Raw genomic sequence first — 25915 nt, forward strand, 5'->3', positions numbered from 1 at the left:
TTAGGCATTACTTGATGTCATCACCTTGGCCAGTTAGCTGGACAGGCTGGGGCCCATACATGCCGCCAGGATATCACATGATATGGGGCTGGAGAATAGCCGCTGCGGTCTTCCTAACAGCGCTTGGAAGCATGGCCATGTTGTTAGCCGCATTCTACGATGTAAGGATGAAAGCCGGCAGGATGGTGAAGATAAACATAACGGCAGGTTGGATATTCATACTCGCTGCCCTAGCCTTCTTCATAATAGACCTTGGAAGACCTGAGAGGGCTGGCAACATAATATTCATTGGCTACCCACATGGCAGGCTAGCCCAATCCTGGATGGACTGGGGTGTCTTATTCCTAAGTGGTATGGTTATTTGGGGCTTGATATATCTATTTTTCCTATATACACCGTCTATCGTAGTTTCGATCTTCAAAACCCGTGTTAGACTCGCACGTTTAGTGCTGGATTACCTAGTAATGCTTACGGGCATAGCAGCCACGATATATACAGCCTTTCTATTCGCCGCTGCTGGTGGTAAGTCCTTCTGGTGGAATGGGGCCTTGCCCATCTTATGGCTGTCATCCGGTCTCGGCTACGGTGCGGCGTGGTCGTTACTTGTGACGAGGTTCTTTGAGGTACCAACGAGGGTAAAGACCGATGGTGGTGCGGTGACCGCGTTCTCGGTCGAGGAGTTAAGAGACATACTACATGAACTCAGTTGGATAGACCTACTGGCAGTAGTGTTTGAGGCATTTTCCTGGGCCTTATTCCTAACCGTAGCTTACGCAAATCATTATGAGGCGAGGATACCACTAACTCAATTACTTCTTCAAACCTATGCACCGTACTTCTGGGGATTCGTAATAACCCTGGGCATCGCAATACCATTACTTCTTGAAATTGCGCTACTTAGGGTTGATCCACTGGGCAACTTTGCCAAGTGGGCAATACCGGTAATATTCATAGCCGTCATGGTCGGAGGTTACACGCTTAGGTACATAGTAATAGCCGTAGCTTACTATTACGCGCCATTTACACCATTAACACATGCATCGCCACAGTGGGGTCCGTGGTGGGGGTGATGGGCATGGAGACCGCCACAAAACTCGTACAGGAAAGGGAGGTTAAGAAGGAATGGTCATTAACCAGGAGGACTTCCTAAAGATTGCCGGTGTGACGGCCGCAGCAGCCGCATTCCTAGGCACGGTGGGTAGGGAGGCATTCATATTTGGGCAGGTGTTTAAGGAGAGTAAGTTAGCCCCTGAGGAGGTTGCGAGTGACGTAGTTGCGTTCACGACGTGCTACGGTTGTCTGGGTAGGTGCAATGTCGAGGTGATAATAAGTGGTAAGACGAAGCTGCCCAGGTACATAGCGGGTTCTATATTCACCAGGAACCAGGGAGCCACATGTGACATAGGGGCAACAACAATGCTCCACTACCTGAGCCCAGCAAGGCTGAGGTCTCCGCTTTTAAGGGTGCCCACCAGTGAGAGGTGTGAGGGTGACTTCGTGGAGATAACATACGACGACATGCTAGATATACTAGCCAATGGCGATGACGCATCATACCTGCAGGAGAGGGGTTGGAAGTACGGCTTCCTAGGACTTAAGAAGATTAGGGAGTGCTGTCCGTACAAGTTCGTCTACTTCACGGGCAGGGACCAGTACAACCCAACTGAGAACACGTGGTTCGCCGCAATGTTTGGTACGCCAAACCAGGCAGCGCACGGTGGCTTCTGCGCAGTGGCTGTGGCGTCAGGAGGCTCCTACGCAATGGGCGGTACCTGGTGGGAGTACGGTGGTTGGGACAGCGAATACACTAAGTTGCTGATCATTGCCGGCATGACGCAGGATCACTTCCCAACGATAACTAGGCGTGAGGTTATGAAGGTGATAACGAATGGTGGCGAGATAATATGGATGTCGCCCGAGAGAATTGGCAACTTTGCCCAAGTCGCAAACGAGTGGATACCGGTGATACCCGGTACTGACGGTATGGTTGTTTGGTCAGTAATTCACGAGCTATTCAAGATGAGGGAGCAGGGAATACACTCAATAGATGAGGACTACCTGAAGTGGTACACGAACGCGCCCTGGCTAGTGATAACCAACCCAGACGGTTCAATAATACCACCACAAGCCTCCAACGTCGGCCTATTCGCCAGGATGAAGAATAAGAATGGTGAATGGGTCCCAATAGTCATGGGTAGTGATGGTAACCTATACCCATTCACCGACATACCGTGGCAGAACGGCGTTGAACCAGTCCTTGAGTGGCAGGGCACGATAACAATACCCGTGGCCCCAGACAGCAACCAGACAATAACGCTTAATGTTAGGACAGTCTTCAGCATACTTAAGGAGATAGCCCTACAGGACAAGTGGAGCCCAGAGAATGTTGAGGCCACCTGGGGCACGCCGCCGGCCTATAAGATTAGGGAGCTCGCCCAGAAGATAGTTGACCTACTTAACCACGGTAGGGTCGTCATACCGGCCAAGTGGACCGACTACCTGGGTAGGCAGCACGACTACTACATAGGCACCCCATTCTCAGTATACATAATGAGGGGCATATCAGCCACAGTAATGGCTTCGTGACGGCGAGGGCATTCGCATTGTTACTAACACTGGTTGGTGCAGTCGACACGCCAGGAGGCTTCGCTTATAAACCACCAGCCCCATGGCCAGTACCCGACGGCGACTACTGGCCAGCCTACATAACACCGGCTCATCCAAGGATGAACATTACGCAGGAGGACTACAACTCCAACCCAAGCCTATACACTGGGCCAAATGGTGAGAAGTTAATCGGTGTCGTCGGTGGCGCAATGATTCAGGAGAGGATTCTCAACGATGGCACGGTCCAGATACTGAGTGTTGAGAAGGTTCCGTACCCCAAGGCCCTGCAGTTAACGACGAAGCCCATTGTGTATACGCCTGACCAGATGGTTGTTGATGAGAATGGGCACCCATTACTAATTGATAGGGGCTTCAGCTGGGAGTTCCCGCTATCTGTGCATAGGAATTACACTGCAGTTAATATTGATTCCGGCCTTGAGTGGCCTTACAGGATTGAGTTCCTGCTATGGCACATAACCAACCCATACTGGGACAACGCCTACGACCTAGATAAGGACCTAGGCCTACTTAGGATGAAGGACACTGACGGTAGGTACAGGATACCCTTCGTCGCCATAGTTGATACATTCTACGGAGGTTCAGTACCATGCGTCGACTTAGTTATACCTGACACAACATTCTTCGAGAGGTATGGTGAGCATAGCCTACTGGATAGGCCGGTGTCATCTGTTCATGGACCTGCGGACAACATTGAGTGGCCCATTTTACCGCCGCTGTTTAAGGAGGTTAGGCCGTGGAGTGATGGCGAGATACTGCTTGGTGAGAAGCTACAGTTACCGGGCTTCGTCACGGAGACTGGCGAGCCCATGTACCCGAACCTAATGTATGACTGGCTTTGGAAGTGGCAGTACGCGCAGGAGTCGGCGTGCTCTTCATGGCCAGGGGTAAGGACGGTACATCATGCTGCAAGGGCGAGCCAAACCCAGACCAGGTCAAGATGTATGTCTACCCAGGCTTCATAAACGCAGCCGCATACTCAAGCAACAATACATACCCAGCACCGCAGAAGATACCGGTAACCAATGGCGTATATCCACCGGGTGTATCGCCAGGTACGCAAACCGTTGGCCACGCCTTCGCCTATTACGAGCTGCCGCTGGAGATTAGGTACTATAGGCACGTTAACAAGGGTTACCTGGAGTGGGCCACGAGTGTCAGCCTAATGCCGTATCCGAAGCCCGTGATTATACCCATATACTCGGAGATAATTATGAAGTTCATACTGGCGGCCTACGGCCTGTGGAAGGGCATGAATGCTACTTCTACTACATGTACCAGAAGACCGGCGACCAGACATACCTACAGCTTGCCCAGAAGAATGCATCACCACCAAGCGATTGGTGGGGTAGCCACGTGGCCCAAATAATTAAGCAGTTCTACCACCCAATAGCTGTTTGGTACGAGCCACTGGACTGGATAGCGCCGGACGGCTCACCACCCGAGGAATACCCACTGGCCACTATTAACAGGAAGACCACGCCATGGTTCTACCACACCTGGGAGAACCACCACCCATGGCTAAGGCAGATAATACCGTACTCAGTGATTTGGATGAATCCGAAGACAGCGGCTCAGTACGGAATTAAGGACGGTGACTGGGTCGAGCTAACGAGCAGGGGTGGCGAAATCGCCAGGGGGCAGGTCAAGCTAACCGAGGCCATAGCACCGGGCGTGGTTGGTTACTGGAAGTCCAGGAACGCCAGGGCGGGAATGATGGCCCTGCCACCCAACGCCCTTGAGGTGACTAAGGGGTTCATGTTCAATGACATATACGTGTACACGAGGCCTATAGCCAGGGTGGTGTGCCCAACGACCAGTACACGGTGGACGGCCTGATAAAGGCAGTGCAGAGCGGCAACTACCCAACCCTGCAGTTCGACATATTCAGTGGTAAGACCGCCTGGGGTGACCTGAGGGTTAAGATCGTGAGGATCGCCAATGATAAGCCATACTCGGCCTGGGGCAATGCTGACCCAATCGTTAAGACACCGCCGAAGTTAATAGTCGGTAGTGAGGCCTGGAACATAAAGGTGTTCAACTACAATGCCTACAAGACGCCGCAGGAGATGGGTATTACGTGGTATGAGGTGAACAGTACGTGGCTTCAGTTCCAGGAGACGATTAGGCACTCCATGGGATACTCCTTCTCGAGCGCCACGACGCCGCCATCCAATTCAAACTCAAACTCGGGTACGGACCGAAAAATAGGAAGAATGGACGGGGGTGACCTGAATGGTCCAGCTAGCCATACTCACAGACCTGAGCAAGTGCTTTGGATGCAATGCATGCATGCTGGCGTGCAAGGAGTGGCACTCCAGCGGCTGCTACGGGCCGATGACTGACCTAAACCCATGGGGTCCAGAGCCTGGTAAGGCGCCATGGTCAGTATTCTTCATGAGGGTGCTGCAGGTAGAGGTTGGGGAGTTCCCGAACACGAAGACTTTCAGCGTACCAATCAGCTGCTTCCACTGCAGGAACCCGGCATGCGTTACGGTGTGCCCAACTGGAGCGATATACAAGAGGAAGGAGGATGGAGTCGTGGTGATTAATTATGAGGTATGCATTGGCTGTAGGTACTGCGAGAATGCATGCCCATACGGCAACATCATATTCGACCCAGTGGAGGGCGTTAGTAAGAAGTGTGTTATGGCCATTGATAGGGTATACGACGAGTCACTGCCGCTTTATGAAAGGATACCACCATGTGTTAGGAATTGCCCGGCCGGTGCCAGGATATTCGGTGATATGGATGACCCCAACAGCATAATATATAGGACTGCGATGAGGAAGGGCGCCGTGCCCATGGGCCCGGAGTACGGCACCGATCCGCCGAGCCTATACATAATGCCTGGCGTACAGACCAATGAATCGACCAGGATAGTGACTAATGAGGAGCCCGAGGAGTTCGCACTTAGGACCGGCGCCGCCGACTTACCTAAACTGCTTCAGAAGCTTAAGGGTGTTAAGCCAACCGGCGGTCACTGTGGTGGTGGTGTGGGTAATGCCCAGGGCCAGGCACGTGATTAATATGGGGGGTCTAGACCCACAGGCCTTAAAATCACTCGCCTTTTCCCGCTCTATTATTTACGACTTCCTGGCATCATCCTACATATACCCATATAGGCTTGGCGACTTTGAGAAGCTCATTAAGGCTAGGATTGGCAGGGTTAGGGATGTTGCCAAGGTCCTGGCGGGGCTCTACCCATCAATGAATGGCCTAATTAGGTTGCTAGACATTGCTGAGGGCATCAGTGATTATAATTCATTAACGCCAATACAGGTGGACTTTACAAGGGTTGACTACGGCGCAATACCCTACGAGGGCTACACCCACACTGGCTACCTGGATATGAACACGGAGATAACGCTCAAGAGGATATACGCTGACTATAACCTCGTCGTCAACAAGGAATTTAGGGACTTGAGGGGTGATCACATAGCCGTTGAGTTCGCATTCATGAGCTTCCTGGCGTATAAGGAGTATGATGATTGGAGCAACGCCATTAAGTATGTCGAGGAGGAGGACTACTTCATAAATAATCACCTAATTAATTGGGTCCCAGTATTCGTAAGCACCTCACTAAAGCTCGTGAGGACTGAGTACTTCAAGCTCCTCCTAAACTTCACGAGGGATTTCGTGGTCCAGGACAAGGAGGTTATCAAGATTGTGAGGGATGCATATGGTGGTGAGTGAGGAGGGTAGGTTATTAATCCTTGAGGACCCAAGCGATGAGGATTTGGCCAGGGCCAGGGAACACGACGGCCCCGTGATTATTGTGCTTAGGAAACTAAGTAGTGTTAATGTTCATGGCATACACCCAATGAACATTTACATACTCAAGTCACCTAGCGATGAGGAGCTTGAGGCTGTGAAGGCGCAGTTGATGGCTAGGAGGACAAGCACGAAGGAGGTGCCCATCGAGGGCCCCATCAACAGGAGGGAATTGTTGATGGGTAGGGTCACAAAGGTCGTTGAGAAAAACATACCGACATACTTCGAGAATGCCTGCAGGGCTAGGTTTGGCTGTAACGAGTGTGTTAATGCATGCCCCGTGAACGCGATATCCATCGTTAACAATAAGGTGGTTATTAATGAAAATGCATGTATTGAGTGCGGTCTATGCGTGTCCAAGTGCCCAACGGGCGCCCTGGCGATGGTTGGCGCTGACGATAATGAGTACGTAGCCCTACTCAACAAGTTAAATACCGTAAGGGGCATTAGGAGGGTGACGTTCACATGCCCATTAAACACCAGGGGGCCCAGGAAGGGCGAGTACATCTATAGGGTTCCATGTGTCGACGCAGTCAGTCCAGAGTGGGTGGCAATGGCGCTTGCGAAGTCCCTCGAGGTGGATATTGAATGCCCTGACCCCTCATGCAAATTAGGCGGTGCCGACTACGCCAAGAGATTAATCAACGCATTTACTGAATCCTTCAAGCTCGGCACCACTGAGGATGGTGCATTAACTACGGCAGGTGATGAGGCCGCGAGCGAGGGGATTATTTACATGGGTATTAGGCGTAACGACTATGTTAAGGCACTGACGAGGCTTCGGTCGAGGAGCACGGGGACGGCCAATGAGTTGCTCAAGATATTTAGTGTTCATGTTGATGACGTTAAGTGTTCATTCTGTGGGGTATGCTTTGCCAAGTGTCCCGAGAGGGCATTTGACGTTGGTAGGGATGGTAGTAAGACAGTGCTTAGGTTCAACAACCTTAAGTGCATTGGGTGCGGTTACTGCGCAAGGCTATGTCCCGAGAAGGCAATAACCGTTGATAGGGCTAAGGAGTTCCCAATGAGTGATAGTACTGACGTGGTCTACGATGAGGTGGTGACATGCAGGATGTGTGGTAAGCCATTCGACACGAGGAGGCACATAATGGCTACGAAGGTTAGGCTCGGCATCAAGGGGGACCCAGAATGGCTATACCTATGCCCAGACTGCAGGAGGTATTACACGGCTAAGAAGATGCTGGAGAACGCATTGGGTGTAAAGGGGGTAAAGAGTTACGTGTAATGATTGACCTTAACTTAAATTCTCATGGGTTCACCATTAATTCATTCACTATTTAGTGCATGGTCTGGTTCGTAAGGAATTAATGATTAGGTCGATTTAAGGTTAGTATGTGAGGGCTTATTAACCACTTAGTTTGTAACCATGCCTTCCTAGTTATATGGTGTTGGTAATTTAGGTAAGAATTTGTAAGAGATTGTGAAAAACAGAGTTAAATAAGACCGTGGGTGCACCGTTGATGAACACCAAAACAATAGGGCTGGTAATACTGGTGGTAATACTCGCGGTAGGGCTGGGGTACGTGGGTTATCTATACTCAACCACAGCGTCAATTGCCAGTAAGTACATGGTACTTCAAAACCAATACCAACAATTACAGAGTAAGTACCAGGCACTGGAGAGCGAGTACTCAAGCCTAATGGCAAATTATACGAACCTCCAGAATCAATACATGAGCCTACAAAGCCAGTACCAATCACTGGAGAGTATGTCTAACTCGAGCATGGGCATTATGCAGCCAGAGTTCATACCGGTTGGTGAGGCCACGGTCACCGTTAACGCGACACAGGGAGCCACGGTTAGGCTCGGCAATATAATAGCCGTAATTAGGCCAGGCACGTATGTGGAAACACCGAGTGGCAGGTGCTTGATACGTATCAATTCTCAATAATTGACTACATGCTGGAGAATGTCGGGTCAACACCAATGGAGATGGGTATGGGAGGCTCACCGCCAATTTATGCCTTTGCCTACGCCGTTAATGGGCAGGTATCGCCGGGGTACACATTCGTTAACCAGGAGGGTAAGCCGCAGGCAATAATAACCGTTGTTAGGATGCCGAGTACGTGGACCACCTGGACATGGCTTGGATTCACGGAGGAGCCCAACGGCACATTAATCGGCGGCCACTACGCCTTCCCAGACAACTGGGTGTATGTTGGCTCTGGCATATTCGTGAATTATCAATTCGTCAAGCCAGTGCCTGGGTATTCGTATACACCGGGATGCCGGCAATGTCGATGACCGTGTACACCACCGAGACTATGCCGAACAGTACCGAGGTAACGACGATGGAGCCCGAACTCGTCCCCATTAGCATAGGCACGATAACCGTGAATGCGACGCAGGGAGCGCCGTTGCAGTGGGTAACCTACTGGCGATAATACCGCCTGGCACCTACGTCAAGACACCGAGCGGCCAAATACTCAGTACCTACAACTTCAGCCTGGTGTATCAGGCCTTCTACAACTCGGTTTACCTAAATGAGAGTGGCACAATATACTGGCCGATCTTCTCCTACGCCTTTGCGGTGAATAATGAGATAAGCCAGGGTACACATTCGTGAATGCCTCTGGTTCCCCAACGCCTGTTATAACCATCGCCTTCCTACCGCCTCAAGCCTTCTACAACCCAAGTAGTATGATGATGCCCACGAAGGTCACGGCATCATGGACATGGCTAGGCTATGTGGAGTTACCGGACGGAACACTACTCGGTGGTAATTATGCCTTCGCGGACCCGTGGCTTGTGGGTGATGACTACATAGTGAATGTGGTATTTGTTAAGCCTGTTCCGTGGGTATTCGTGGCGCCAATACATGGCTTCACAAACACGACCAATAGCATGGCGTCAATGAGCCAGCCATCAGGAGGTTACTCATAGTGGGTATGCGGCGTTTAATTTAGTTAAAATAAAAACTATTACAATTATAATTCCTATGAATCATCTACCATGACTAAACACACATCCATGTTAGGCAACGCTATTACAGTGTTATTGCAATTTAGTCCCTAGTTTCTCATTAATACCCATAATTCAAATGCGCAACCACCTTATTAATTGGGTGCCCTACCATTCATTGATGCTTAAAACTTATAAATCATTGGCGGGGAATGCCACGTATCTAATGGTTGAGTATGAGAGGGATCTGAAGAAAATACTTATTTGGTTGCTTGGCGGTTCACGTGGAGGTTTAATGAGGCTGAAGATCCTATTACTGCTCAGGAGAAGGCCTATGAATCCTCACCAACTGGCTAAGGCGTTAAATGTGAATTATAGAACGGTGATTTATCACCTTGAGCTTCTTGAGAGGTATGAGCTTGTGAGTAGGTTGGATGTGGGTTATGGCGCGCCGTACTTCATCAGTGATAAACTTGAAAAGAGGTGGGACCTTATTAGGGATGTAATGAGGATAGTGGGCATTGATGAGGAGGACGTGGGGGTGATGAGCCATGACGCATTACCTGTGGTACATAGACATTGGCGCCGCGGCTGCCCAGACAGTAATCGTGGCATTGATATTTAGGAATTACCTGGGAGTTGGCTTTACGCGAATTGGTAAGATACTGCTCTCGGTAGCGGCAACACTCCTTATTGAGAGCGTATCAATGATAATGATATACTACATGTGGTTAAGTTGGGGCCTTGGGATGGAGGTTGCAGCACCAACACTATTAATCACCATTCTAAACCTGATTGTGACATCACTATTATATGTAATATCAAGGCTTTAACAAGGATTAGTACGGCGAATCCGGTGGCATCGTAATGAGTGGGTGCGTGAATCGTACCGGTTAAGATGAAGCTAAATTGATAGGCAATGATGTTGAATATACAAGGGCGGTCAATTCGAAGGCAGTGAGTGGCATGTCATGGATTATTTACTGGAGTTAGGTTTTGGGCCTGGTGATTATGGGGAGTTGAGGGTTGGGCAGGCAGAGTGGAGGTAAGATTAATCTTACCTCCACTCTTCCAGTCCAGGATTTGACAGGTAATACTCACTCCCTGGCGGTGGTTTTGTTCATGGCTTTGTCAGTGCCTTTACCGCGTTTACCATGTTCCTGGCCTTTGTGAGGTCTATTTGTCCTTCCTCGTCCTTTAGGTACGTGCCCACTATGAAGCCGTGGGCCTCCCTGTAGTCGTTTATGTTGTTTGGGTTTATGCCACTACCCACCAGTACCTTGGTGTTCACGGCCTTTATCACCCGCCTTAGCAACAATGGGTCTGGTGGTTCCCCGGTCCTTGAGCCTGTGACTATGAGTGCGTCTGCCAGGGCCCTCTCCACGCAGTCCCTCGCCACGTCCTCGACGGTCATCCTGTGTAGCGGGCTTGCGTGCTTAACAAATATGTCCGCGAGCACCGTGACCTTGGTGTTAAGCCTCGTCATTGCCTCGAGGACCTCCCTCGCCACGGGCTCTATCAACCCCTCGGCACTGACGATTGCCTCGCAGTAGGCGTTCGACCTGATGAAGGATGCGCCGGTCACAGCAGCTATGGCGACAGCCTCAGGGCCCGAGTTCCTCAGTAGGTTAATGCCCACTGGTATGTTCACGGACTTAACCACCTCCCTGGTTATTACTGCCATGGACGCTATGGTCTCCGGCTCCCTAACCCTAGCCTGAATGGGTAATCATTGAAGTTCTCCAGGATGACCGCGTCGAAGCCTGCCTCGTCAAGTACCCTGGCATTCCTAACGGCGAAATCCACGATGGTGCTTATGTCAAGCCCACCATACCTAATCGAGCCTGGTAATGGCGGTAAATGCACAACACCAATGAGTGTCGGCCTATCATCCCTAAACCTAAGTATTGGCATTGATTAGTGGCTAGGTGGGGAATTAAAGAGTATTACCATTCAAGGCCCCTTACACCGACCACGCCCCTATCGAAGTAATGCTCCTGGGCTCCATGATAGTTATCAAGTCGGCGACCTCCATGAACTCGCTGGGCGCGTCCCTACCCGTCAGGACAACATTGACCTCAGGCGGTAATGACCTAATACCACTGATTACCTCATTGGCTGTTAGGTAGCCATTGGCCACGGCATTATTAACCTCATCAAGAATTAGCAGGAAGGGCCTGACCTCCCTAGCCCTGTCCAGCGCCATCCTAAGGACATCCCTAGGCGTCAGGTGCTGGTCCGGGTCCAGTGAGTAAACATCTACATAATCACTGAGGAACCTCTTAATAGCTAGGTACTCACCAACGTACTCACCCCTGTAAATTAGCGTCTTCATCAAGTGCGCAATCACAACCCTATAGCCATGACCCACAGCCCTGAGGACTAGGCCCAGGGCCGCCGTGGTCTTCCCCTTACCATCACCAGTATAGAGCAGTATTAGCCCCATCACGGCGCCTTATGGGGTGGGATTAATTTGTATTACCGTGGTGGTTCCATCCCTCAGTAAACACTTGTAAAATGTCGATTGGTTATACTTAAAAACACGTGAGTTATGTCTTCCTTGCTATGGTTAGCACGTACATTGGTGCATTAATAACGCTTGGTGTTTTCGCCGTATTATCAGCCATAGGCGTAACCGTGACGAAGGACAACCTATACGCGCAATATACCTGGCAATAACGACTGGTCTCGTTGGCGCCGTGTATGGTCTTTTCGGAATAACCTACGGCTTCATACTGATATACCTAATATTCGTTGGTGCGACGATAACGATAACGATAGTCCTAGCGGCAACCTATAGGCGGGTTGAGTTCAGGGGTGGCGTGAGTAGGTCCTGGATATTACCAATGCTGCTATTCATAATTGCGGTAATCATTGCCTCGGTATTCACGAACTACGAGGTGGCGCCAGCCACCAGCAATCACTGATTAGCTTCGCATCAACGCCAGATGGACTACTGCTGATTGCATTATTGGCGTCGCTCCTAATGGCTATAATGATTGGATTAATAATGTATTACCTCGAGGTGAGCGGGAGATGGAGGTGAACGCGGCCATCATATACGGTTTCGCATCAATAATACTAATGATTGGTTACTACAGCGCATTGAGGGCTAACGACCTAATTAGAGTATTAATATCGCTTGAGCTCATGTTCAACGCAATATTCCTAGCCCTAATACCCCTCTTCGCCGTGGATGCCGTGGTCGCCCTCGGAATCCTCATAGTCACCATACTATCGTCATCCACGGAATTCATGACACTAATAACGGCGATAATGGCGATGGACAGGATTAGGAAGTCCGTTAGTGTTGAGGAGATTAAGGCCGGTGGTGAGCAGTATGCCGAGTCAAGGAGTAATACTTAAATCGCGTGGGCAGGGGTGATGTGAAGTGCCAATACCATACACATACATCCTCCTTGCATCAACAATAATAAGCGTGGTGGGCACAGCACCAACACTACTCAGTGAGACTGCTAGGAGGTACTCATGGATTGCGCCGTTAATATCGATGATTATCCTCCTCATTGCGCCGAACACGTACCTAATGGCCTACGTGGCATTCCTCGTGGTGATCGGCGTCCTAGGCATGGTCACGTTGATGAGGCTCAACTCACCAATAAGGGGTGTTGATTACATCCTCGTCTCCATAATGATAATAGCCACGGTGCTAGCCCTATACACGAGCAACCTAGCCCTAACACTGCTATCCCTCATGCTCGTCTCGGCACCTACGTATTTACTAATCCTGGTTGGCGACCCAAGCATTAGTATTGAGGTTGGTGTTAAGTACGTTGTCAACATGATAATAGCCACGGTACTATTCTTCGTGGGCGCGGTAATAATTAGCTCGGGGCCATCACTAATAACATACATAATAGCTTCTCCCTACTACTCCTCGGCCTATCCCTTGAGGTTGGCGTCGCCCCAATGCATGAGTGGGTCCCCGACGTATTCACGGCGGGCAACCCAATACCAGTCGCGATAATAGCCTCGATAGCCAAGATAGCGCCGTTCATCGTCGCCGTGAAGATAACGCTGACGACGATGGGCCTATACAGGGTACCGCCTTACTACCTGCCTACATAGCCAGCGCCTTCGCGGTGATATCGATGTTCCTAGGCAACATAGGCGCATTAACCAGTAGGGAGAGCCCGAGGGTCCTCGCCTACTCCTCAATAGCGAACATGGGCTACGTAATGGCCGCCTTCGCAGCAGCCATAATGGGCGCTCAGGGAATGGGCATAACCCTGGGCCTCGCACTGGCTGGTCTACTGCTTCAGTTATTCATGAACGCGGTTGGTAAGATGGGGTTCTTCAACACCGTATTCTCGAGAGGTAATAATGCGGTGAGTACCTGGTTGATATCCCTGGCCTTCATAGGCACGCCACCACTCCTGGGTTTCTGGTCGAAACTATACATAATACTAGCCCTGGTCTATGGGAACCTGGCGTGGCTGGCAATATTGCTGGTCATAAATTCCGTGATCTCCGTACCCTACTACGTAAGGCTCGCCAGGGATTTGGGGACTGGTTGGAAGGGTGGCTTGGCCGAGGCCTTGATAATAGTTTTCACAATACTCGTGCTTTCAACCACGATACCGCCATCCTGGCTCATACACCCAATAATGAACCTAATTAATTACCTGGCCCTAACACTATAACCGTACTACTTAAAACCATAAACTAATTAAAACATTGATGAGCATTGTCAGGGGAGTCTATGAGGGCCTCACGGCGGTGATTTACGGCCTCATACTAGACATAGCCCTGAAGGCACTACTCCTCATGGGCTTCACAGACCTCGTTTATGACGTGCTACAACTAATCATTGCAATCCTCTGGATTGGGATTGAGATGTTTGGTTGGGGCGGTGTCTGCATAATCAATAGGGGTTCGTGCAGGTTATCAACGATTTACAGGTACACCATGTTCATAGCGACACCACTAATGGCCTTCTCCTACCTATTCTACCTATATGGTGATGGGACGGCGGCAGCCGTCTTGTTCCTAATAGCCGTGAGCCTAATACTTGGTCTCTCGGTCTCCAGCTACGTGGGTGCGTACATGGTTAGTAACCAGTTCAGGAGTGGCGTGGGTAGGGTGGGCTCATTAATCTCGATAGTCGCGGTCATAATGTGGCTTGCCCTAATACCAAGGGTTATGGAGGTGGGCACGGCAATAAATGCCGTGGGCAACACCCTAATCCTAATAACCCTACTCCAGGTTAGGAGGAGGTACTCACCAACAGGTAGGCCCCGCCGTAGGTGAGCCCTTAGTACACATAAACGTCCTCGATAACCCTCATGAGCTTCGTAATGCCTGGGTAGCCAAATATGCCCTGACCAACGTTCTTGACAAGGTTGCCGATTATTATCGTTGGCGTGCCCGGCGCACCCAATTCCTTAGCCACGGACTTAGCCTCCATAACCCTCTGAAGCTCCTCATTAACGCAGTCACCGCCGGCCTCCGCAACCGCCTCCTCACCCTCCAACTTACCACTTAGGTACGCCTCGTAATGCCTCCTCAGGACCTCCAGGAAGACCATTGGATCCCTCCTGTAAATGCACCTGAACGCCGCGTGCAGCCTCTCAATACCCCTATGCACTGGGTAGTCAACGAAGTAGAGGGTTGCCTTACCACTCCTGTACAGCTCAACGAGGTAATCACCAGCCTCATCCTCAAGGAGGGCACAGCCTGGGCAGTGGAGGTCGTAGAAAAGAACAATGAGTAGCCTGGGGTTTTGAGCCCTAAACCCAAGCCCAACCCTCTCAACCCTATCCAAAACACCCCTAACGTCCTTTACCAACCACTCGTCAGGCATCAACCCGATTAATACGGCGACTCTTAAAAACATTAATCACCAATTCAGTGTCGATGGTCGTGGCATTGTTTTTAGGGGCTGAACGTCTTGGCCAGGCAGAGTGGAGGTAAGAATAGCCTTACAGCCACTCTGCAGGCCCAACACGATCAATTACTCAACAACCTGCTCGCCACCGCCCAACTCCCCAGTCTCCCCGCCCTCCTCCCTCTCGCTGAGTTCCAGGTATATCAACGCCTCAACCTCATCCTTATTACCCAGGCCTAGGCCCTCTATTACGGTCGTTGGTAGGCTCGCACCATACTGGGACTTATGTATCCTCCTGATGTTGCCCTCGTAGGCCATGTACCTATTATCCTTAAACAACCAAATCCTCACAGGCGCCCCATTCCTAAAGCCGAAGTACCTAACGGTGGTTGGCAGCGGTATGTAGGCATTAATCACCTTATACTCCTTATCACCAACCCTCCTGCTACTCTCATAAATCCTAACCCTAGCCCTAACCCAAACAGCATTACCAAAGCCAATATCCAGCACCGTCATACACAACAACTAGGTAAACCACCTTAAATCCCTGACCATCATACAGAGGCCGAGGCTTGGCCAGGCAGAGTGGAGGTAAGACTATTCTTACCTCCACTCTCCCAGTCCAGGCTTTGACACAGCACTAATAAATAGATGCCTCACCAATACTTTCACTGATGTTTCTATTTTTTATTAGAGTAAAGCTTATAAACCCCCTGGTTATTTCCGCCTTGATGTACATAGTCACTGGTTACACACGTGGTAAGTCCTCGAGGAGTTTTGAGGGTAGGTATAAGGACGTTGATGACGTTAGGGATGTCCATGAAACCCTAGCCATTAAGTTGAGGAGGGATTTGCAGTATTTCGTGGTTACGAATGATGATAAGGACCTGGTCCTGTGGACCTTCGACATACCTGGTTATGAGACCCACATATACTCGTTCATTAAGGAGACCGCAACACTAATGCTTTGCCCAAGGATCGACAACTCCACATACCTACTACCGGATGCATCAATGCTTGGCGACTTAACAAGCGCCCTATCACGCTATGAGTATAGGGATATGGTGTACTTCGTGAGGCCGTTGAGCAGGGAATTCGTGATAAGGGCCTTGAGGACTACGTACGACTCGGCAGTGGCGATTATAATGAAAATGCTAATGAGCGCCAGTAGGGCCAGGGGTAATGCGTTGAGGATGCTCATAGATAAGGTCGATTATGCCGAGGAATCAATAAATAGGGCATTGAGCATGTGGAGGAGTAAGGGTTACGACATTGATTCCTCAGGTATTGAGAGCGCGATAGGCAGTGTTAGGGAGGTGCTCAGGAGGAGGGTTGGTAGAAACTAACCGATAAAGTCATTAGTTAATCACTCAAAATAAGTGGTGAATGGAATAGATGGGAAGGCGATAAGGGCAGTGATTAAGGAATTAGGGAGTAGGTACCCGGGCAAGTCAAGGTCCTGGGTAAGGAGATCACTCAGGAGATTCCTAAACAACGATGTCAAGGCATTAGGTGGTGATGCGTGGGTCGTGAGGGGCGAGCCATCGATGGGCGACAGGCTGCCTCAGTACATCGTTAGATTCCTAAACGGCAGGTACACCTGCGACTGCCAAATGGGCGCCTGGGGCGCGAGTAGGGGATTGTGCACCCACATTGGCGCGGTCATCATAAGCCAATTATACGAGGAACTCACGAGGACCGTATACGCGGCGGTACTGAGGCTGAGTGCCTCGATAATGAATTAACCATACTAAGTAATGACAATGCCGTGATAAATAAGGTAGCCCAGGGCGGTTCAACGATATACGTGGTAAGGACTGGGCGGGAAGCTACGATAAGGGCCCTACTGGCATGCAACGATGAGATTAGGGAGTTGGTGATAAGCACGAGGCCCATGAAGAACTGGGAGGTCATGGAAATACTAAGGGGCGGGACCGTGCAATCTCACAACAACTCTTACTAGGGAGGGAATGCGAAATAATTTAATGCACAGCCACAGGGTAGCACCAAGCCAACTTCATGACCAAATTAAGAGACAATCAAGGAGCTTAAAGAACGTGGATTACCAACACATTACACAAAACACAATCATCAACCCGCGTGGCGGCCCCGCCGGGATTTGAACCCGGGTCCTACGGCTCCGCAGGCCGCCGCTCTATCCATGCTGAGCTACGGGGCCTGTTTATTGTTTTGTTCATTGGTTTTAAGTTCTTTGCTTTGTGGTGATCCTTATAAGTGGTTTGTGGTGTTTCCTAGTTTGTATGGGGTTTGGTGGTGCCGTGGCTGAGGTCTTCATACCACTTAATGCGGGTGGTGATGTTGATGAGGGTAGGGTTGGTGCAATGCTTGATTTCCTGCTTAGGCGTGGTGTTGAGGGTTTATACGTCGGTGGGTTTGGTGCTGAGGCCTTTGCCTTCACCACCGAGGAGAGGCTTGGTTTTTGAGGATGGTTGTTGATTATTTACGTGATAGGGTCCCCGTTTCGTTCCTGGTATCCGAGATGAGTATTAAGAGGGCTGTCGAGGTCGTTAGGGAGGTCGGTAAGGTCGACATTGACGTACTGACAATACCACAGCCATACCCACAGCAATTCGGTGAGAGGGGTATCCTTGACTACGTCTGTGCGCTGTCCAGGGAATTCGGCGGTGACGTCATGCTCTATAACGAGCCCGCCGTTGGGAATCCCCTGAGCCCGTCAATGGTCATTAAAATCCTCGATAAATGCCCAAACATTAAGTACCTGAAGGATAGCTCACATGACATGATAGGGCTACACACGGTATTATCGGCACACCCGGAGTTGAGGGTTATGGCTGGTAGTGATGGTTTGATATATGACATAATGCTCGCGGGAGGCGTGGGTGTCGTGTCGTTGGTGATAAATCCATTCCCCGAGTTAATTGTTAGGATTGTTAATGAAATAAGGAGTGGTAATTACGTGGAGGCAAGGAAGCTTCAGGAGTTCATAATAAGGGTTAGGAGTGTGCTGAAGGCGGGTGGTTTAAGTGGTGGTTATAGGTATGCGATGTCCCTGGTGGGTATTGACATTGGCAAGCCAAGGCCGCCCTATGAGGACCCAGACGAAAAGACTAAGGAGTTCATTAGGAGTTCATTGATTTCACTCGGCCTCATTAAGCAATGATTAGTGGGTTAGCCCAAGGCCTGAGTCTAGTGTTTCCTTAAACCTCCTCCACCAGTTAATATAGTCCTCATAATCCTCAAACCTCCACTCCTTGGAACCGACTTCCCTAGCCATTGTTGAGACCACGTCCCTAGCCCTCTCGCCCTCCCAGGGCCTGGGCTCCGCATTAGCCTTATTGAGTACTCAGCAATCTCTCTATAGAGGTCCTTATTGGGCTGCATGCCGGTAATCTCCACGTATAACCTCTCAAGCACCGGCTCAGCCAGCCCCTGTGGAACCTGCAAAGTCCGGCATCGTCAATAAGGGATTCGGCAATGGCCCTACTAAGTGATGACTTTGCAAAGTCCTCCGGGCCCATGAAAGTCGGTGTGTAGTTAGTCCAGTACCTGCCAAGTACGTACATCGGCGCGACCATTCCAGGGGCCCAGTATAGGTTTGGCGTCATGTAACCGTCATTTCCATAGGCCACATAAACCACCAAGTCCCTAAAGGACTTACCAACCCTCAGGACTCTATCGTGAAATACCTCGTCGAGCTTCCTAGCCGCCACCCTAATGCCATTCTCTGCGATCAACCTAAGCACCTCGCTCGACCTCTCGACAAAGCCCCTAATGACCTCACCAGCCAGCCTAGCGTTCTTCCTAGAATCAACCTCCGGGTTGAATTTCATCGGGTCGAACACGGGCTTATCGCTAAGCCCGGCCTCATCAGGCCTTAACAGCCCATGCTCGATGGCATCAAAAATCCAGGCAACCACGTATCCCATCTCAATCGCGTCTAGGCCGTACTGATCAATTAAGTCGACAAGTGGCACGGCCTCCTCAAATACGTAATTGCCAATGAATGGGCCCATGGCATGGAATGGTTCGTAATCCACCTTCTTACCACGCCAAACCTTCTTACAAACCACCGAGCACCCAAAGTCACCGCAGTTATACCAACTCTTGCTTTTAACAAAGACCTCGTCATTAAAGGGCTTCCAGAAAAGCCTTAGTATTGCCTCAACGTGTTGAATCCTAACCTCCCTGGGTAGGTATATGGACTTATAACCAAAGAGTGGCAGTAACTCGCGGTAGTGCGGGTAATTAACGCCAAATGTGCCTCCAGTGCCCATGCTAGGGTCAAACCTGTACTTAATCGTCTTCTCATCCATAACCTGCCTAAAGGGCTTCTTAAAGGACTCAATCATTATTCTATTTATGAAATCCATATCACTAACCCTGGCATACCTGGCCTTATTCGTCCCGCCAGCCACAATCCCAATGACGTTATGGCCCATTGCAAGGGCCGTGCCCGGCCCACCCCTAGCCGCGAAGTCCTCGGCCCCCAGTCTGAACTCACCCCTTATTGGGTTAACGTCGATGGACACTAGGGCGCCATTATACGTACTCAACGCCGCCGGCCCAACGACAACGGCCCTAGCATTATACTTAACGAAGAACTCCCTATAGGTGTCGAGTAGGTACTTCGTAAAGGCATAGGCGCGTGGTAATTACCATACTCAAAGACGGGGTCCATAAACTTCAACTCAATGCCATCACTCGATAGGAAGATTACCACTGGTCTCTTTGCCTTACCCGTTATCACCACGGCATCAATGCCTGCCCCCATGAACTTATACGCCGCACCACCCAGGCAGCCACGTGGAGGGTCTTCGTCATTGGGCTCTTGAACACCGCAATCAATCTGTGAAAACCCGGCATTTTACCGCCAATGAATGGCCCCATACCTATTACGAATGGGACATCCGGGTCAAGCGGGTCTAAGCCCCAGGTCTTTGCCTCATTATGCACCTTACGCCCAGGGTCACAGGTCCCTGCGCTGTTACGTCTTCGATGCTCCAGGAATTCGCATCAAGGTTTAGTCTAAGTACCTTCACGTGTATTACGTTTCCAAGCGCAATAATAGGTTTTCTTGAGTAATCTGTGAATAGGTAATACCTACTTAGTATGGGTATTCAGAGAAATACTTATTAACCCATTACACCCAGTTATACTCAGTAGACCCGGTATGAGGATCAAGGAATTAATTAGGGATGGCATCATATCCTGTAAATCCACCGACCAATAACCTGTGCCGTCGCGAAGATGTACATGCACAATGTCGGCAGTGTGCTTGTGATTGATGAGGATGAGAGACCGGTCGGTATATTCACCGAGAGGGACCTGGTCAGGGTTGTGGCTGAGGCATAAGCTTGACACGCCATTAATGAAGGTTATGAGTAGGAAATTAATAACTGCGAATGTCTCTGAATCCGTGATCTCAGCCGCGATGAAGATGATAGAGAATAACATAAGGCATTTACCGGTTGTCGAGGAGGGTAGGGCTGTTGGAATGGTGAGTATTAGGGACCTTGTAAGGGCATTAATGGCCCAGGAACTATCCTATCCCTGAAAATCAATCAGTAGCTGGTAAAAATAAGGACATAACTCACTCATTAAGTAAGTAGGATGATGATTTACGTCATGGAAAGGCATGGTTCATAATTTTGAAGGGGGAATTAACTAACGCGTTGCGTTACGCGGCCTTATACTTCCCATCAGTCTTTACTACCTTCCCATCCTTTATCAACCTAGTGAGCTGGGCCTTAACCACGTTAACCCTCTCCTCACCAACAGCCTTAGCAATTTCCTCGGCAGTGAACTCCTTACCCTTATTACTCGTGAGGTAGTCAAGTATCTTCTTCTTTATTCCCTCGACCATACAATGTAAATACTACTTCTTTAGGTTATAAAGATATTGCCTTTATATTTGTGAAGTATCAATCGTAATTTGCCCGGTCAATTAATGATATAATTAAATACACGAACATGACTAACTCCTGATTTATTCCCTGGACAATATCCTTATTTCCCCATAATTGCAATACTTAATTCCTTGATTCATGCAGGGATTCACTCATTATTACTCACCTGTAGAAAGAGTTTCTAATTTTTACATAACCTAGGCAACAACCTATTATACCAGTTTTCTCATTACCTTATCAGTAATGAGTAGGTTTAGGGCATATTATGATGATGGGATTGTGATTGAGTATGGGAATGACCGTTTCATAATCGACCCATTAAGAAAACCCAGTGGGTACTTCAATGCTGTGTTGATAACCCATGGGCATAGGGATCACATAAACCCAGGGGCTCTTCATAACGTTTCACCTCTTGTAATGAGCAGTGAGACTGCGGCCATAATTAGGGCGCGCGATGGTGATTACCTTAAGCACATAGCGATTGGTCCTGGATCTAGGCTTGTCATTAACGACGTGCTGATAGAGTCCTTTAATGCGGGTCACGTCATTGGTAGCTTATCCTACGTATTAGACTTTGGAGATTTAAGGGTCGGGGTCACCGGCGACTTTAATGTGGAACCGTCAATACTACTCGATGGAGCCAAGGGGCTTGACGTTGATGTACTGGTCATGGAGGCCACGTATGGCGACCCTGACTACGTATTCCCGAGCAGGCGTGATGTATATAATGAGTTGAGGGGCATTGTTGAGGATGGTATTAAGGATGGTATTGCGGTGCTCATGGGCCAACCACTTGGTCGTGGTCAGGAACTCGTCGTATTGCTCAGGGACTACCCAATCTACGTGGAGGCCGGCATTAAGGTAATTAACAATGCCCTTGGTTTAAGGCATGGTGTTGTGACCGGTGGATTACCACCTGCCGGTTCCGTTCTCATCACTGGTGTTCCCAGGGATATTACGCGTTTCATCAGGGTCTTGAGGAGTAGGTATGGGAAGGTTAGTATTACGGCGTTAAGTGGTATGTATGCTAAGCATTCAAGGGCGTTTCGATTAAGGCAGCTTGGCGTAAATGCAATACCACTCAGTAGTCATTCTGACTTTCCGGGGCTTGTGGACTTTGTATTGAGTAGTGGGGCTAGATTGGTATATACTGTTTATGGGAATGCCGCCAAGTTTGCGAAGTACTTAAGCATGAGTTAGGTATTATGGCTAGGCCATTACCCAAACGCGGCCAGTTAACTATGGATTACTTCCTATGATATAATACTTAAATTAATGAGGGTGTTTAATGCGTTGATGAGACCGATAATAACGTTACTCACGGACTTCGGTTATGAATCGTACTTCGTACCATCAATGAAGGGTGTGATACTCAGTCTAAATCCCAATGCCGTGATAATGGACATAACGCATGCAATACCCCAGTTCAATGTGTACAAGGCCGCATTCACGCTATGGGCGTCATACAAGTACTTCCCCAGGGGCACGATACACGTGGTTGTTGTTGACCCTGGTGTTGGCACTTCAAGGAGGGCGATCGCTATTAAAACAAGGAATTACTACTTCGTTGGGCCTGACAACGGTGTGTTAATGATGGCTGCCGAGGATGATGGTGTAGTCGACATTAGGGCCATTGAGAATAGGGATTTCATGAGGCCCGTGGTGTCGAGTACGTTCCATGGTCGTGACGTATTCGCGCCTGTCGCGGCCTACCTAAGCCTTGGTCTCGACATATCAATGCTCGGGCCTAGGGTTACGGACCCTGTTAAGCTCCAGGGTACTACAAATAAGGTCTCCAGGGGCTTTGCCAGCTCAGCCATAATATACATTGATCACTTCGGCAATGCATACACGGGCATTAGGGAGGGTGATCTTGGGATTCTCGGTCTTGAGTATGGCGATGAATTGCGTGTTGTAATACCGAGGAGAAATGCGGATATTAGGGTTAAGTTCCTTAGAAGTTATGGCTATGCAGGCGAGGGTGAGGCGCTGGCTCTCATCAATAGTGAGGGTTTCCTCGAACTCTCGATAAATAGGGGTAGTTTCGCACAAAGGTTTGGTGTTGAGGAGGGTGACGAGGTTGAGATCTCCGTTGTTAAATGAGCGCGTTGCTTGACGTGTAATTAAGTAATTCCCTGAAGTTCCTCATTAGTGTCGCGTCGTCAATTACGTAATGCCTAGGTACCTTACCATTAATCACCTTCACGCCCTCCAACTCCAATAACTTAAGTTTGACGTTAATATCACCCGCCGAGTAACCGCCCAGTGAGCCATCGCTCTTAATGACCCTATGGCACGGAACAATTACAGGAAGCCTATTGGCACTGGCCAACTTACCAATGGCTCTAGGGCTTGTATTCAACAGCCTGGCTAATTGGGCATAGGTCGCAACCCTACCCCTTGGTATTGAGAGCATGGCCACCTGGGCCAAACCAAGCAGGCCCGGCTCAACTCTAGGTACTTAATTATCTCACGCGGCTCCACCAAGCCCATTATATACTTAAGTAGTACTTCATTGATTTGGCCTATGGCGCTTTCCCGAATCCCATCAACACCGACCCTAACCCTAACCTCCCGAATTCTATCACCATAAATACACACCTCTAGGGCACCAACCTCCCTAAGCAGTAATGTTGCACAACGCATTTAATTTCAATTATTTAGGAGACCTTAAAAACCCTGTTCCGAGTCGTCCCTGTGGTTGTGAGGGTTAGGTTAGTCGGTGTTTTAAGGGCGCTGGCCCTCGGTAAGGAGTACGTAGAGCTTAGTGAAGTTGCTACGGTTAGGGATGTTATTAATGGGCTTAAGTCAATAAATGAGAAGTTGTTCAGGAGGGTTTTTGATCAATCTAGGGGCGAGTTGGCGCCTGATATTTATGTTGCCGTTAATGATGTGGACATAAGGCTACTTAAGGGCCTTGACACGCCTGTTAAGGATGGTGATGAGGTTTTAATACTGGCTTACATACATGGCGGTTGATAATCATGAGTTATGTAATTAAGTTGAATAGCGATATTGGTGAGTTGAGGATTTGGCTTGCCACCGTGATACTGCCGAGGCCCGTTAATGATGATGTGCTGGGTAGGGTTAAGTCCATAGTGAGTGAATGCCCCAATTCATTGGTAGTGGTGGCGCCTGCGAGTAAGGTGCTAGGTCCGTGGCACATGATATATCCTGCATACCTAAGCCTCAGGGATTCCGTAAGGGGCTTATCGAGGTTTAGGGACCCCGGGCTTGGGGCATTAACCTACATGGCAGGCACGACACAGTTAAGGAAGGGTTTAAGCGTCATGAATCCGGTCGGTAATAATCAATTATCTATCATAGTAATGGGCGTAAATGATTGTACGTATGATCTTGTGAGTAAGGTAATTGACGTACTCAAGGATCCCATGGGGGATTTGGTAATTGGTGTTGGTTGTAATAGGGCTTATGACGGCTTGTTTGTGTCCATTGATGATTTTATGAATGCGTTAATTAATAAGTATATTAGTGAGTTCACGTGATTGCGGCAATTCTTGCAGTTAATAATTTATAATTCCAGCGGGGTTCGGAGGTTGATGGATAGGCTATTTTATACGGCTAGGGATGAGGAGATAATTAATGGTGAGGCCACGGATATATACTTCATAAGGACTGTCGAGGTTCTTAAGGCGGCGGGTCTTGATAAGGTTAGGGTTAGGGCTGAGTTTCATGTTGTTAATTTGCCGAGGAATTACAGGTGGGCTGTGTTTGCTGGTTTGAAGGAGGTTGTTAATCTCACGGTTGCTAAGGAATTGCCAATAACGATCTACGCAATGCCCGAGGGCACGCTCTTCAGGCCAATGAGCCATAATGGTTGTTGAGGGTAATTACGCGGATTTCGCGGTCTACGAAACAACGTTCCTGGGAATACTTAGGCATTACAGCTCGGTGGCTAGTAAGGCGGCTAGGATTAAGAAGCTCGCCGGTGATAAGTCATGTATATTCTTTGGCGCCAGGGTTGTGCACCCAGCTATACAGCCGATGGTTGATAGGGCATCCTACATAGGCGGTTGTGATGGTGTGGCGGGCGTGGTAGGGGCTAGGTTAATAGGCATTAAGCCAAGTGGTACGATGCCCCACGCATTGATGATAGTGTTTAGGCACGTAACTGGCGACCATACACTTGCCTGGGCCTGGTTCGATAAGGTGATGCCCAGTGATGTGCCGAGGATAGTACTCGTGGATACGTTCTTTGATGAACGTGAGGAGTCTATGATGGCCGCTAAACTACTTGGTAATAAGCTATATGGTGTTAGATTAGATACACCGAGCAGTAGGCGTGGTAATATGGAGGCCATTGCCCGTGAGGTTAGGTGGACCCTTGACCTGGCCGGTTATAGGAATGTGAAGATCCTCATTAGTGGTGGTGTTGATGAGGATGACGTGGTTAGGCTCAGGGATGTTGCCGACATGTTCGGTGTTGGTACATCAATAGCCTTCCCACCGAGTGTCGACATTAGTATGGACATAGTGGAGGCTTATGATGAGAAGGGTGGGCGTTGGGTTCCAATAACGAAGCGCGGTAAATTACCTGGCTTTAAGCAGGTCTATAGGTGTAGGGGTACCCTAGATGACCAGGTGGTTCCATGGGATGCCGAGCCGGCACCATGCCCAGATGGTTCTAAGCCCACGCCCCTGCTTAGGAAGTTCGTTGATAATGGTAGAATGGTTGAACCAATACCCAGTGACCAGGAGATTAGGAGTTATGTACTTGAGCAGTTGAAATATGCTGAAATGTAGCTCGGTGTGTATTTAGTAATTGAAAATAAAACAACAATGAGAACCTCCAGCGGTTTTTGTGCCAAAGAATAGGTTATTTTTTCTATTTTAAG

33 protein-coding genes, 1 tRNA gene and 6 pseudogenes are annotated in these 25915 nt (G+C 49.3%); 31 read left to right on the forward strand and 9 right to left on the reverse strand.

The window, feature by feature from the left end; translation table 11 throughout:
* Positions 1–14: 14 nt before the first annotated feature.
* From nrfD to JCM16161_RS05955, 16 genes are all read left to right on the forward strand, one after another.
* Positions 15–1070, forward strand: coding sequence for a polysulfide reductase NrfD (gene nrfD, locus JCM16161_RS05920; RefSeq protein ID WP_054855287.1), 1056 nt, complete (start codon positions 15–17; stop codon positions 1068–1070).
* Between the two features lie 52 nt (positions 1071–1122).
* Positions 1123–2586 (forward strand): hypothetical protein, encoded by a 1464-nt coding sequence (locus tag JCM16161_RS16150; protein WP_243669728.1) that lies wholly within the window; start codon positions 1123–1125, stop codon positions 2584–2586.
* Entirely contained in the window at positions 2583–3590 is a 1008-nt protein-coding gene (locus JCM16161_RS16155; RefSeq protein WP_243669730.1) for a hypothetical protein, read from the forward strand. Before JCM16161_RS16150 ends, JCM16161_RS16155 begins: the two co-directional genes overlap by 4 nt.
* Positions 3503–3994, forward strand: coding sequence for a hypothetical protein (locus tag JCM16161_RS16160; RefSeq protein WP_243669732.1), 492 nt, complete (start codon positions 3503–3505; stop codon positions 3992–3994). Before JCM16161_RS16155 ends, JCM16161_RS16160 begins: the two co-directional genes overlap by 88 nt.
* Complete coding sequence (locus JCM16161_RS16165; RefSeq protein WP_243669734.1) at positions 3898–4464, forward strand: hypothetical protein; 567 nt, start codon at positions 3898–3900, stop codon at positions 4462–4464. The genes JCM16161_RS16160 and JCM16161_RS16165 overlap by 97 nt, the downstream gene beginning before the upstream one ends.
* Positions 4452–4970, forward strand: a complete 519-nt coding sequence (locus JCM16161_RS16170) for a hypothetical protein (protein WP_243669736.1) — start codon at positions 4452–4454, stop codon at positions 4968–4970. The genes JCM16161_RS16165 and JCM16161_RS16170 overlap by 13 nt, the downstream gene beginning before the upstream one ends.
* Positions 4918–5655 carry a 4Fe-4S dicluster domain-containing protein gene (locus JCM16161_RS05930; protein WP_243669738.1) on the forward strand — a complete coding sequence of 246 codons (738 nt, stop codon included), beginning with the start codon at positions 4918–4920 and terminating at the stop codon, positions 5653–5655. The genes JCM16161_RS16170 and JCM16161_RS05930 overlap by 53 nt, the downstream gene beginning before the upstream one ends.
* The gene (locus JCM16161_RS05935) at positions 5630–6322 is read left to right on the forward strand and encodes a molecular chaperone TorD family protein (protein WP_243669741.1); all 693 of its coding nucleotides are present in this window, start codon (positions 5630–5632) and stop codon (positions 6320–6322) included. Before JCM16161_RS05930 ends, JCM16161_RS05935 begins: the two co-directional genes overlap by 26 nt.
* A complete protein-coding gene (locus JCM16161_RS05940; protein ID WP_054855289.1) occupies positions 6309–7646 on the forward strand; it encodes a 4Fe-4S binding protein in 1338 nt (445 codons plus the stop codon). The genes JCM16161_RS05935 and JCM16161_RS05940 overlap by 14 nt, the downstream gene beginning before the upstream one ends.
* 220 nt (positions 7647–7866) lie before the next feature.
* Positions 7867–8313, forward strand: coding sequence for a hypothetical protein (locus JCM16161_RS16175; protein ID WP_243669743.1), 447 nt, complete (start codon positions 7867–7869; stop codon positions 8311–8313).
* Positions 8286–8666: a hypothetical protein gene (locus JCM16161_RS16180; RefSeq protein ID WP_243669745.1), complete on the forward strand. Its 381-nt coding sequence runs from the start codon at positions 8286–8288 to the stop codon at positions 8664–8666. The genes JCM16161_RS16175 and JCM16161_RS16180 overlap by 28 nt, the downstream gene beginning before the upstream one ends.
* Positions 8657–8806 carry a hypothetical protein gene (locus JCM16161_RS16185; RefSeq protein ID WP_243669747.1) on the forward strand — a complete coding sequence of 50 codons (150 nt, stop codon included), beginning with the start codon at positions 8657–8659 and terminating at the stop codon, positions 8804–8806. The genes JCM16161_RS16180 and JCM16161_RS16185 overlap by 10 nt, the downstream gene beginning before the upstream one ends.
* Positions 8785–8988: a hypothetical protein gene (locus JCM16161_RS16190; protein ID WP_243669749.1), complete on the forward strand. Its 204-nt coding sequence runs from the start codon at positions 8785–8787 to the stop codon at positions 8986–8988. Before JCM16161_RS16185 ends, JCM16161_RS16190 begins: the two co-directional genes overlap by 22 nt.
* On the forward strand, positions 8985–9305 hold the full coding sequence (locus JCM16161_RS16195; RefSeq protein WP_243669751.1) for a hypothetical protein: 321 nt from the start codon (positions 8985–8987) through the stop codon (positions 9303–9305). Before JCM16161_RS16190 ends, JCM16161_RS16195 begins: the two co-directional genes overlap by 4 nt.
* A gap of 244 nt (positions 9306–9549) precedes the next feature.
* Positions 9550–9948, forward strand: a complete 399-nt coding sequence (locus JCM16161_RS05950) for an ArsR family transcriptional regulator (RefSeq protein WP_243669754.1) — start codon at positions 9550–9552, stop codon at positions 9946–9948.
* A complete protein-coding gene (locus JCM16161_RS05955; protein WP_054855290.1) occupies positions 9875–10156 on the forward strand; it encodes a hypothetical protein in 282 nt (93 codons plus the stop codon). Before JCM16161_RS05950 ends, JCM16161_RS05955 begins: the two co-directional genes overlap by 74 nt.
* A gap of 287 nt (positions 10157–10443) precedes the next feature.
* On the opposite strand, the pseudogene JCM16161_RS05960 reads toward JCM16161_RS05955, so the two are convergent.
* Positions 10444–11237 (reverse strand): annotated as a pseudogene (locus tag JCM16161_RS05960) (BtpA/SgcQ family protein).
* A gap of 49 nt (positions 11238–11286) precedes the next feature.
* Entirely contained in the window at positions 11287–11769 is a 483-nt protein-coding gene (locus JCM16161_RS05965) for a cob(I)yrinic acid a,c-diamide adenosyltransferase (RefSeq protein WP_054855291.1), read from the reverse strand.
* A 253-nt stretch (positions 11770–12022) separates the two neighbouring features.
* Between JCM16161_RS05965 and JCM16161_RS16200 the strand changes: the two genes are divergently transcribed.
* The 5 genes and pseudogenes from JCM16161_RS16200 to JCM16161_RS05985 all read left to right on the forward strand — a co-directional run bounded on the left by JCM16161_RS16200 (position 12023) and on the right by JCM16161_RS05985 (position 14594).
* The gene (locus JCM16161_RS16200; RefSeq protein ID WP_243669756.1) at positions 12023–12250 is read left to right on the forward strand and encodes a hypothetical protein; all 228 of its coding nucleotides are present in this window, start codon (positions 12023–12025) and stop codon (positions 12248–12250) included.
* Between the two features lie 109 nt (positions 12251–12359).
* Positions 12360–12689 carry a F420H(2):quinone oxidoreductase gene (locus tag JCM16161_RS05975; RefSeq protein ID WP_054855292.1) on the forward strand — a complete coding sequence of 110 codons (330 nt, stop codon included), beginning with the start codon at positions 12360–12362 and terminating at the stop codon, positions 12687–12689.
* A gap of 25 nt (positions 12690–12714) precedes the next feature.
* Positions 12715–13311, forward strand: coding sequence for a hypothetical protein (locus JCM16161_RS16205; RefSeq protein WP_243669758.1), 597 nt, complete (start codon positions 12715–12717; stop codon positions 13309–13311).
* Positions 13254–13987, forward strand: a pseudogene (locus JCM16161_RS16210) (hypothetical protein). Before JCM16161_RS16205 ends, JCM16161_RS16210 begins: the two are co-directional and overlap by 58 nt.
* A gap of 37 nt (positions 13988–14024) precedes the next feature.
* Positions 14025–14594, forward strand: a complete 570-nt coding sequence (locus JCM16161_RS05985) for a hypothetical protein (protein ID WP_054855293.1) — start codon at positions 14025–14027, stop codon at positions 14592–14594.
* A 4-nt stretch (positions 14595–14598) separates the two neighbouring features.
* On the opposite strand, the gene JCM16161_RS05990 is transcribed toward JCM16161_RS05985, so the two are convergent.
* The gene (locus JCM16161_RS05990) at positions 14599–15180 is read right to left on the reverse strand and encodes a thioredoxin domain-containing protein (protein WP_054855294.1); all 582 of its coding nucleotides are present in this window, start codon (positions 15178–15180) and stop codon (positions 14599–14601) included.
* Positions 15181–15297: 117 nt separating this feature from the next.
* Positions 15298–15687 carry a hypothetical protein gene (locus JCM16161_RS05995; protein ID WP_054855295.1) on the reverse strand — a complete coding sequence of 130 codons (390 nt, stop codon included), beginning with the start codon at positions 15685–15687 and terminating at the stop codon, positions 15298–15300.
* A gap of 215 nt (positions 15688–15902) precedes the next feature.
* Here JCM16161_RS05995 and JCM16161_RS06000 point away from each other — a divergent pair, with 215 nt between their 5' ends.
* Genes JCM16161_RS06000 through JCM16161_RS06010 form a run of 3 tightly spaced genes read left to right on the forward strand, consistent with a single transcriptional unit; the run spans position 15903 to position 17134 of the window.
* Positions 15903–16517 (forward strand): hypothetical protein, encoded by a 615-nt coding sequence (locus tag JCM16161_RS06000; RefSeq protein ID WP_054855296.1) that lies wholly within the window; start codon positions 15903–15905, stop codon positions 16515–16517.
* A gap of 36 nt (positions 16518–16553) precedes the next feature.
* Positions 16554–16916, forward strand: a complete 363-nt coding sequence (locus JCM16161_RS06005; RefSeq protein ID WP_243669760.1) for a hypothetical protein — start codon at positions 16554–16556, stop codon at positions 16914–16916.
* A gap of 23 nt (positions 16917–16939) precedes the next feature.
* Complete coding sequence (locus JCM16161_RS06010; RefSeq protein ID WP_054855298.1) at positions 16940–17134, forward strand: hypothetical protein; 195 nt, start codon at positions 16940–16942, stop codon at positions 17132–17134.
* A gap of 138 nt (positions 17135–17272) precedes the next feature.
* Here the strand turns inward: JCM16161_RS06010 and JCM16161_RS06015 are convergent.
* Positions 17273–17350: transfer RNA gene (locus tag JCM16161_RS06015), tRNA-Arg, on the reverse strand.
* An 82-nt stretch (positions 17351–17432) separates the two neighbouring features.
* Here JCM16161_RS06015 and JCM16161_RS06020 point away from each other — a divergent pair.
* Positions 17433–18313 (forward strand): annotated as a pseudogene (locus JCM16161_RS06020) (dihydrodipicolinate synthase family protein).
* Here JCM16161_RS06020 and JCM16161_RS06025 read toward each other — a convergent pair.
* Positions 18314–20192, reverse strand: a pseudogene (locus JCM16161_RS06025) (aldehyde ferredoxin oxidoreductase).
* 131 nt (positions 20193–20323) lie between these two features.
* Between JCM16161_RS06025 and JCM16161_RS06030 the strand changes: the two are divergent.
* Positions 20324–20707, forward strand: a pseudogene (locus JCM16161_RS06030) (CBS domain-containing protein).
* A gap of 123 nt (positions 20708–20830) precedes the next feature.
* Here JCM16161_RS06030 and JCM16161_RS06035 read toward each other — a convergent pair.
* Positions 20831–21016: a hypothetical protein gene (locus JCM16161_RS06035; protein ID WP_054841934.1), complete on the reverse strand. Its 186-nt coding sequence runs from the start codon at positions 21014–21016 to the stop codon at positions 20831–20833.
* Between the two features lie 286 nt (positions 21017–21302).
* Between JCM16161_RS06035 and JCM16161_RS06040 the strand changes: the two genes are divergently transcribed.
* Together JCM16161_RS06040 and JCM16161_RS06045 are read left to right on the forward strand one after the other, a co-directional pair.
* A complete protein-coding gene (locus tag JCM16161_RS06040) occupies positions 21303–22259 on the forward strand; it encodes an MBL fold metallo-hydrolase (RefSeq protein WP_243669762.1) in 957 nt (318 codons plus the stop codon).
* 96 nt (positions 22260–22355) lie between these two features.
* Positions 22356–23162, forward strand: coding sequence for an SAM-dependent chlorinase/fluorinase (locus tag JCM16161_RS06045; protein WP_054855383.1), 807 nt, complete (start codon positions 22356–22358; stop codon positions 23160–23162).
* Here JCM16161_RS06045 and JCM16161_RS16215 read toward each other — a convergent pair.
* Positions 23155–23475 (reverse strand): MGMT family protein, encoded by a 321-nt coding sequence (locus JCM16161_RS16215; RefSeq protein ID WP_243669765.1) that lies wholly within the window; start codon positions 23473–23475, stop codon positions 23155–23157. The two genes, JCM16161_RS06045 and JCM16161_RS16215, sit on opposite strands and share 8 nt — an antisense overlap.
* The gene (locus tag JCM16161_RS16220; protein ID WP_243669767.1) at positions 23430–23705 is read right to left on the reverse strand and encodes a hypothetical protein; all 276 of its coding nucleotides are present in this window, start codon (positions 23703–23705) and stop codon (positions 23430–23432) included. Before JCM16161_RS16220 ends, JCM16161_RS16215 begins: the two co-directional genes overlap by 46 nt.
* 51 nt (positions 23706–23756) lie before the next feature.
* Between JCM16161_RS16220 and JCM16161_RS06055 the strand changes: the two genes are divergently transcribed.
* The 3 genes and pseudogenes from JCM16161_RS06055 (at position 23757) to JCM16161_RS06065 (ending at position 25823) form a co-directional block, all read left to right on the forward strand.
* A complete protein-coding gene (locus tag JCM16161_RS06055) occupies positions 23757–24038 on the forward strand; it encodes a MoaD/ThiS family protein (protein ID WP_054855299.1) in 282 nt (93 codons plus the stop codon).
* 5 nt (positions 24039–24043) lie between these two features.
* Complete coding sequence (locus JCM16161_RS06060) at positions 24044–24565, forward strand: hypothetical protein (RefSeq protein ID WP_054855384.1); 522 nt, start codon at positions 24044–24046, stop codon at positions 24563–24565.
* Positions 24566–24619: 54 nt separating this feature from the next.
* Positions 24620–25823 (forward strand): annotated as a pseudogene (locus JCM16161_RS06065) (nicotinate phosphoribosyltransferase).
* Positions 25824–25915 lie beyond the last annotated feature (92 nt).

The sequence above is a fragment of the Vulcanisaeta sp. JCM 16161 genome, assembly GCF_001316285.1.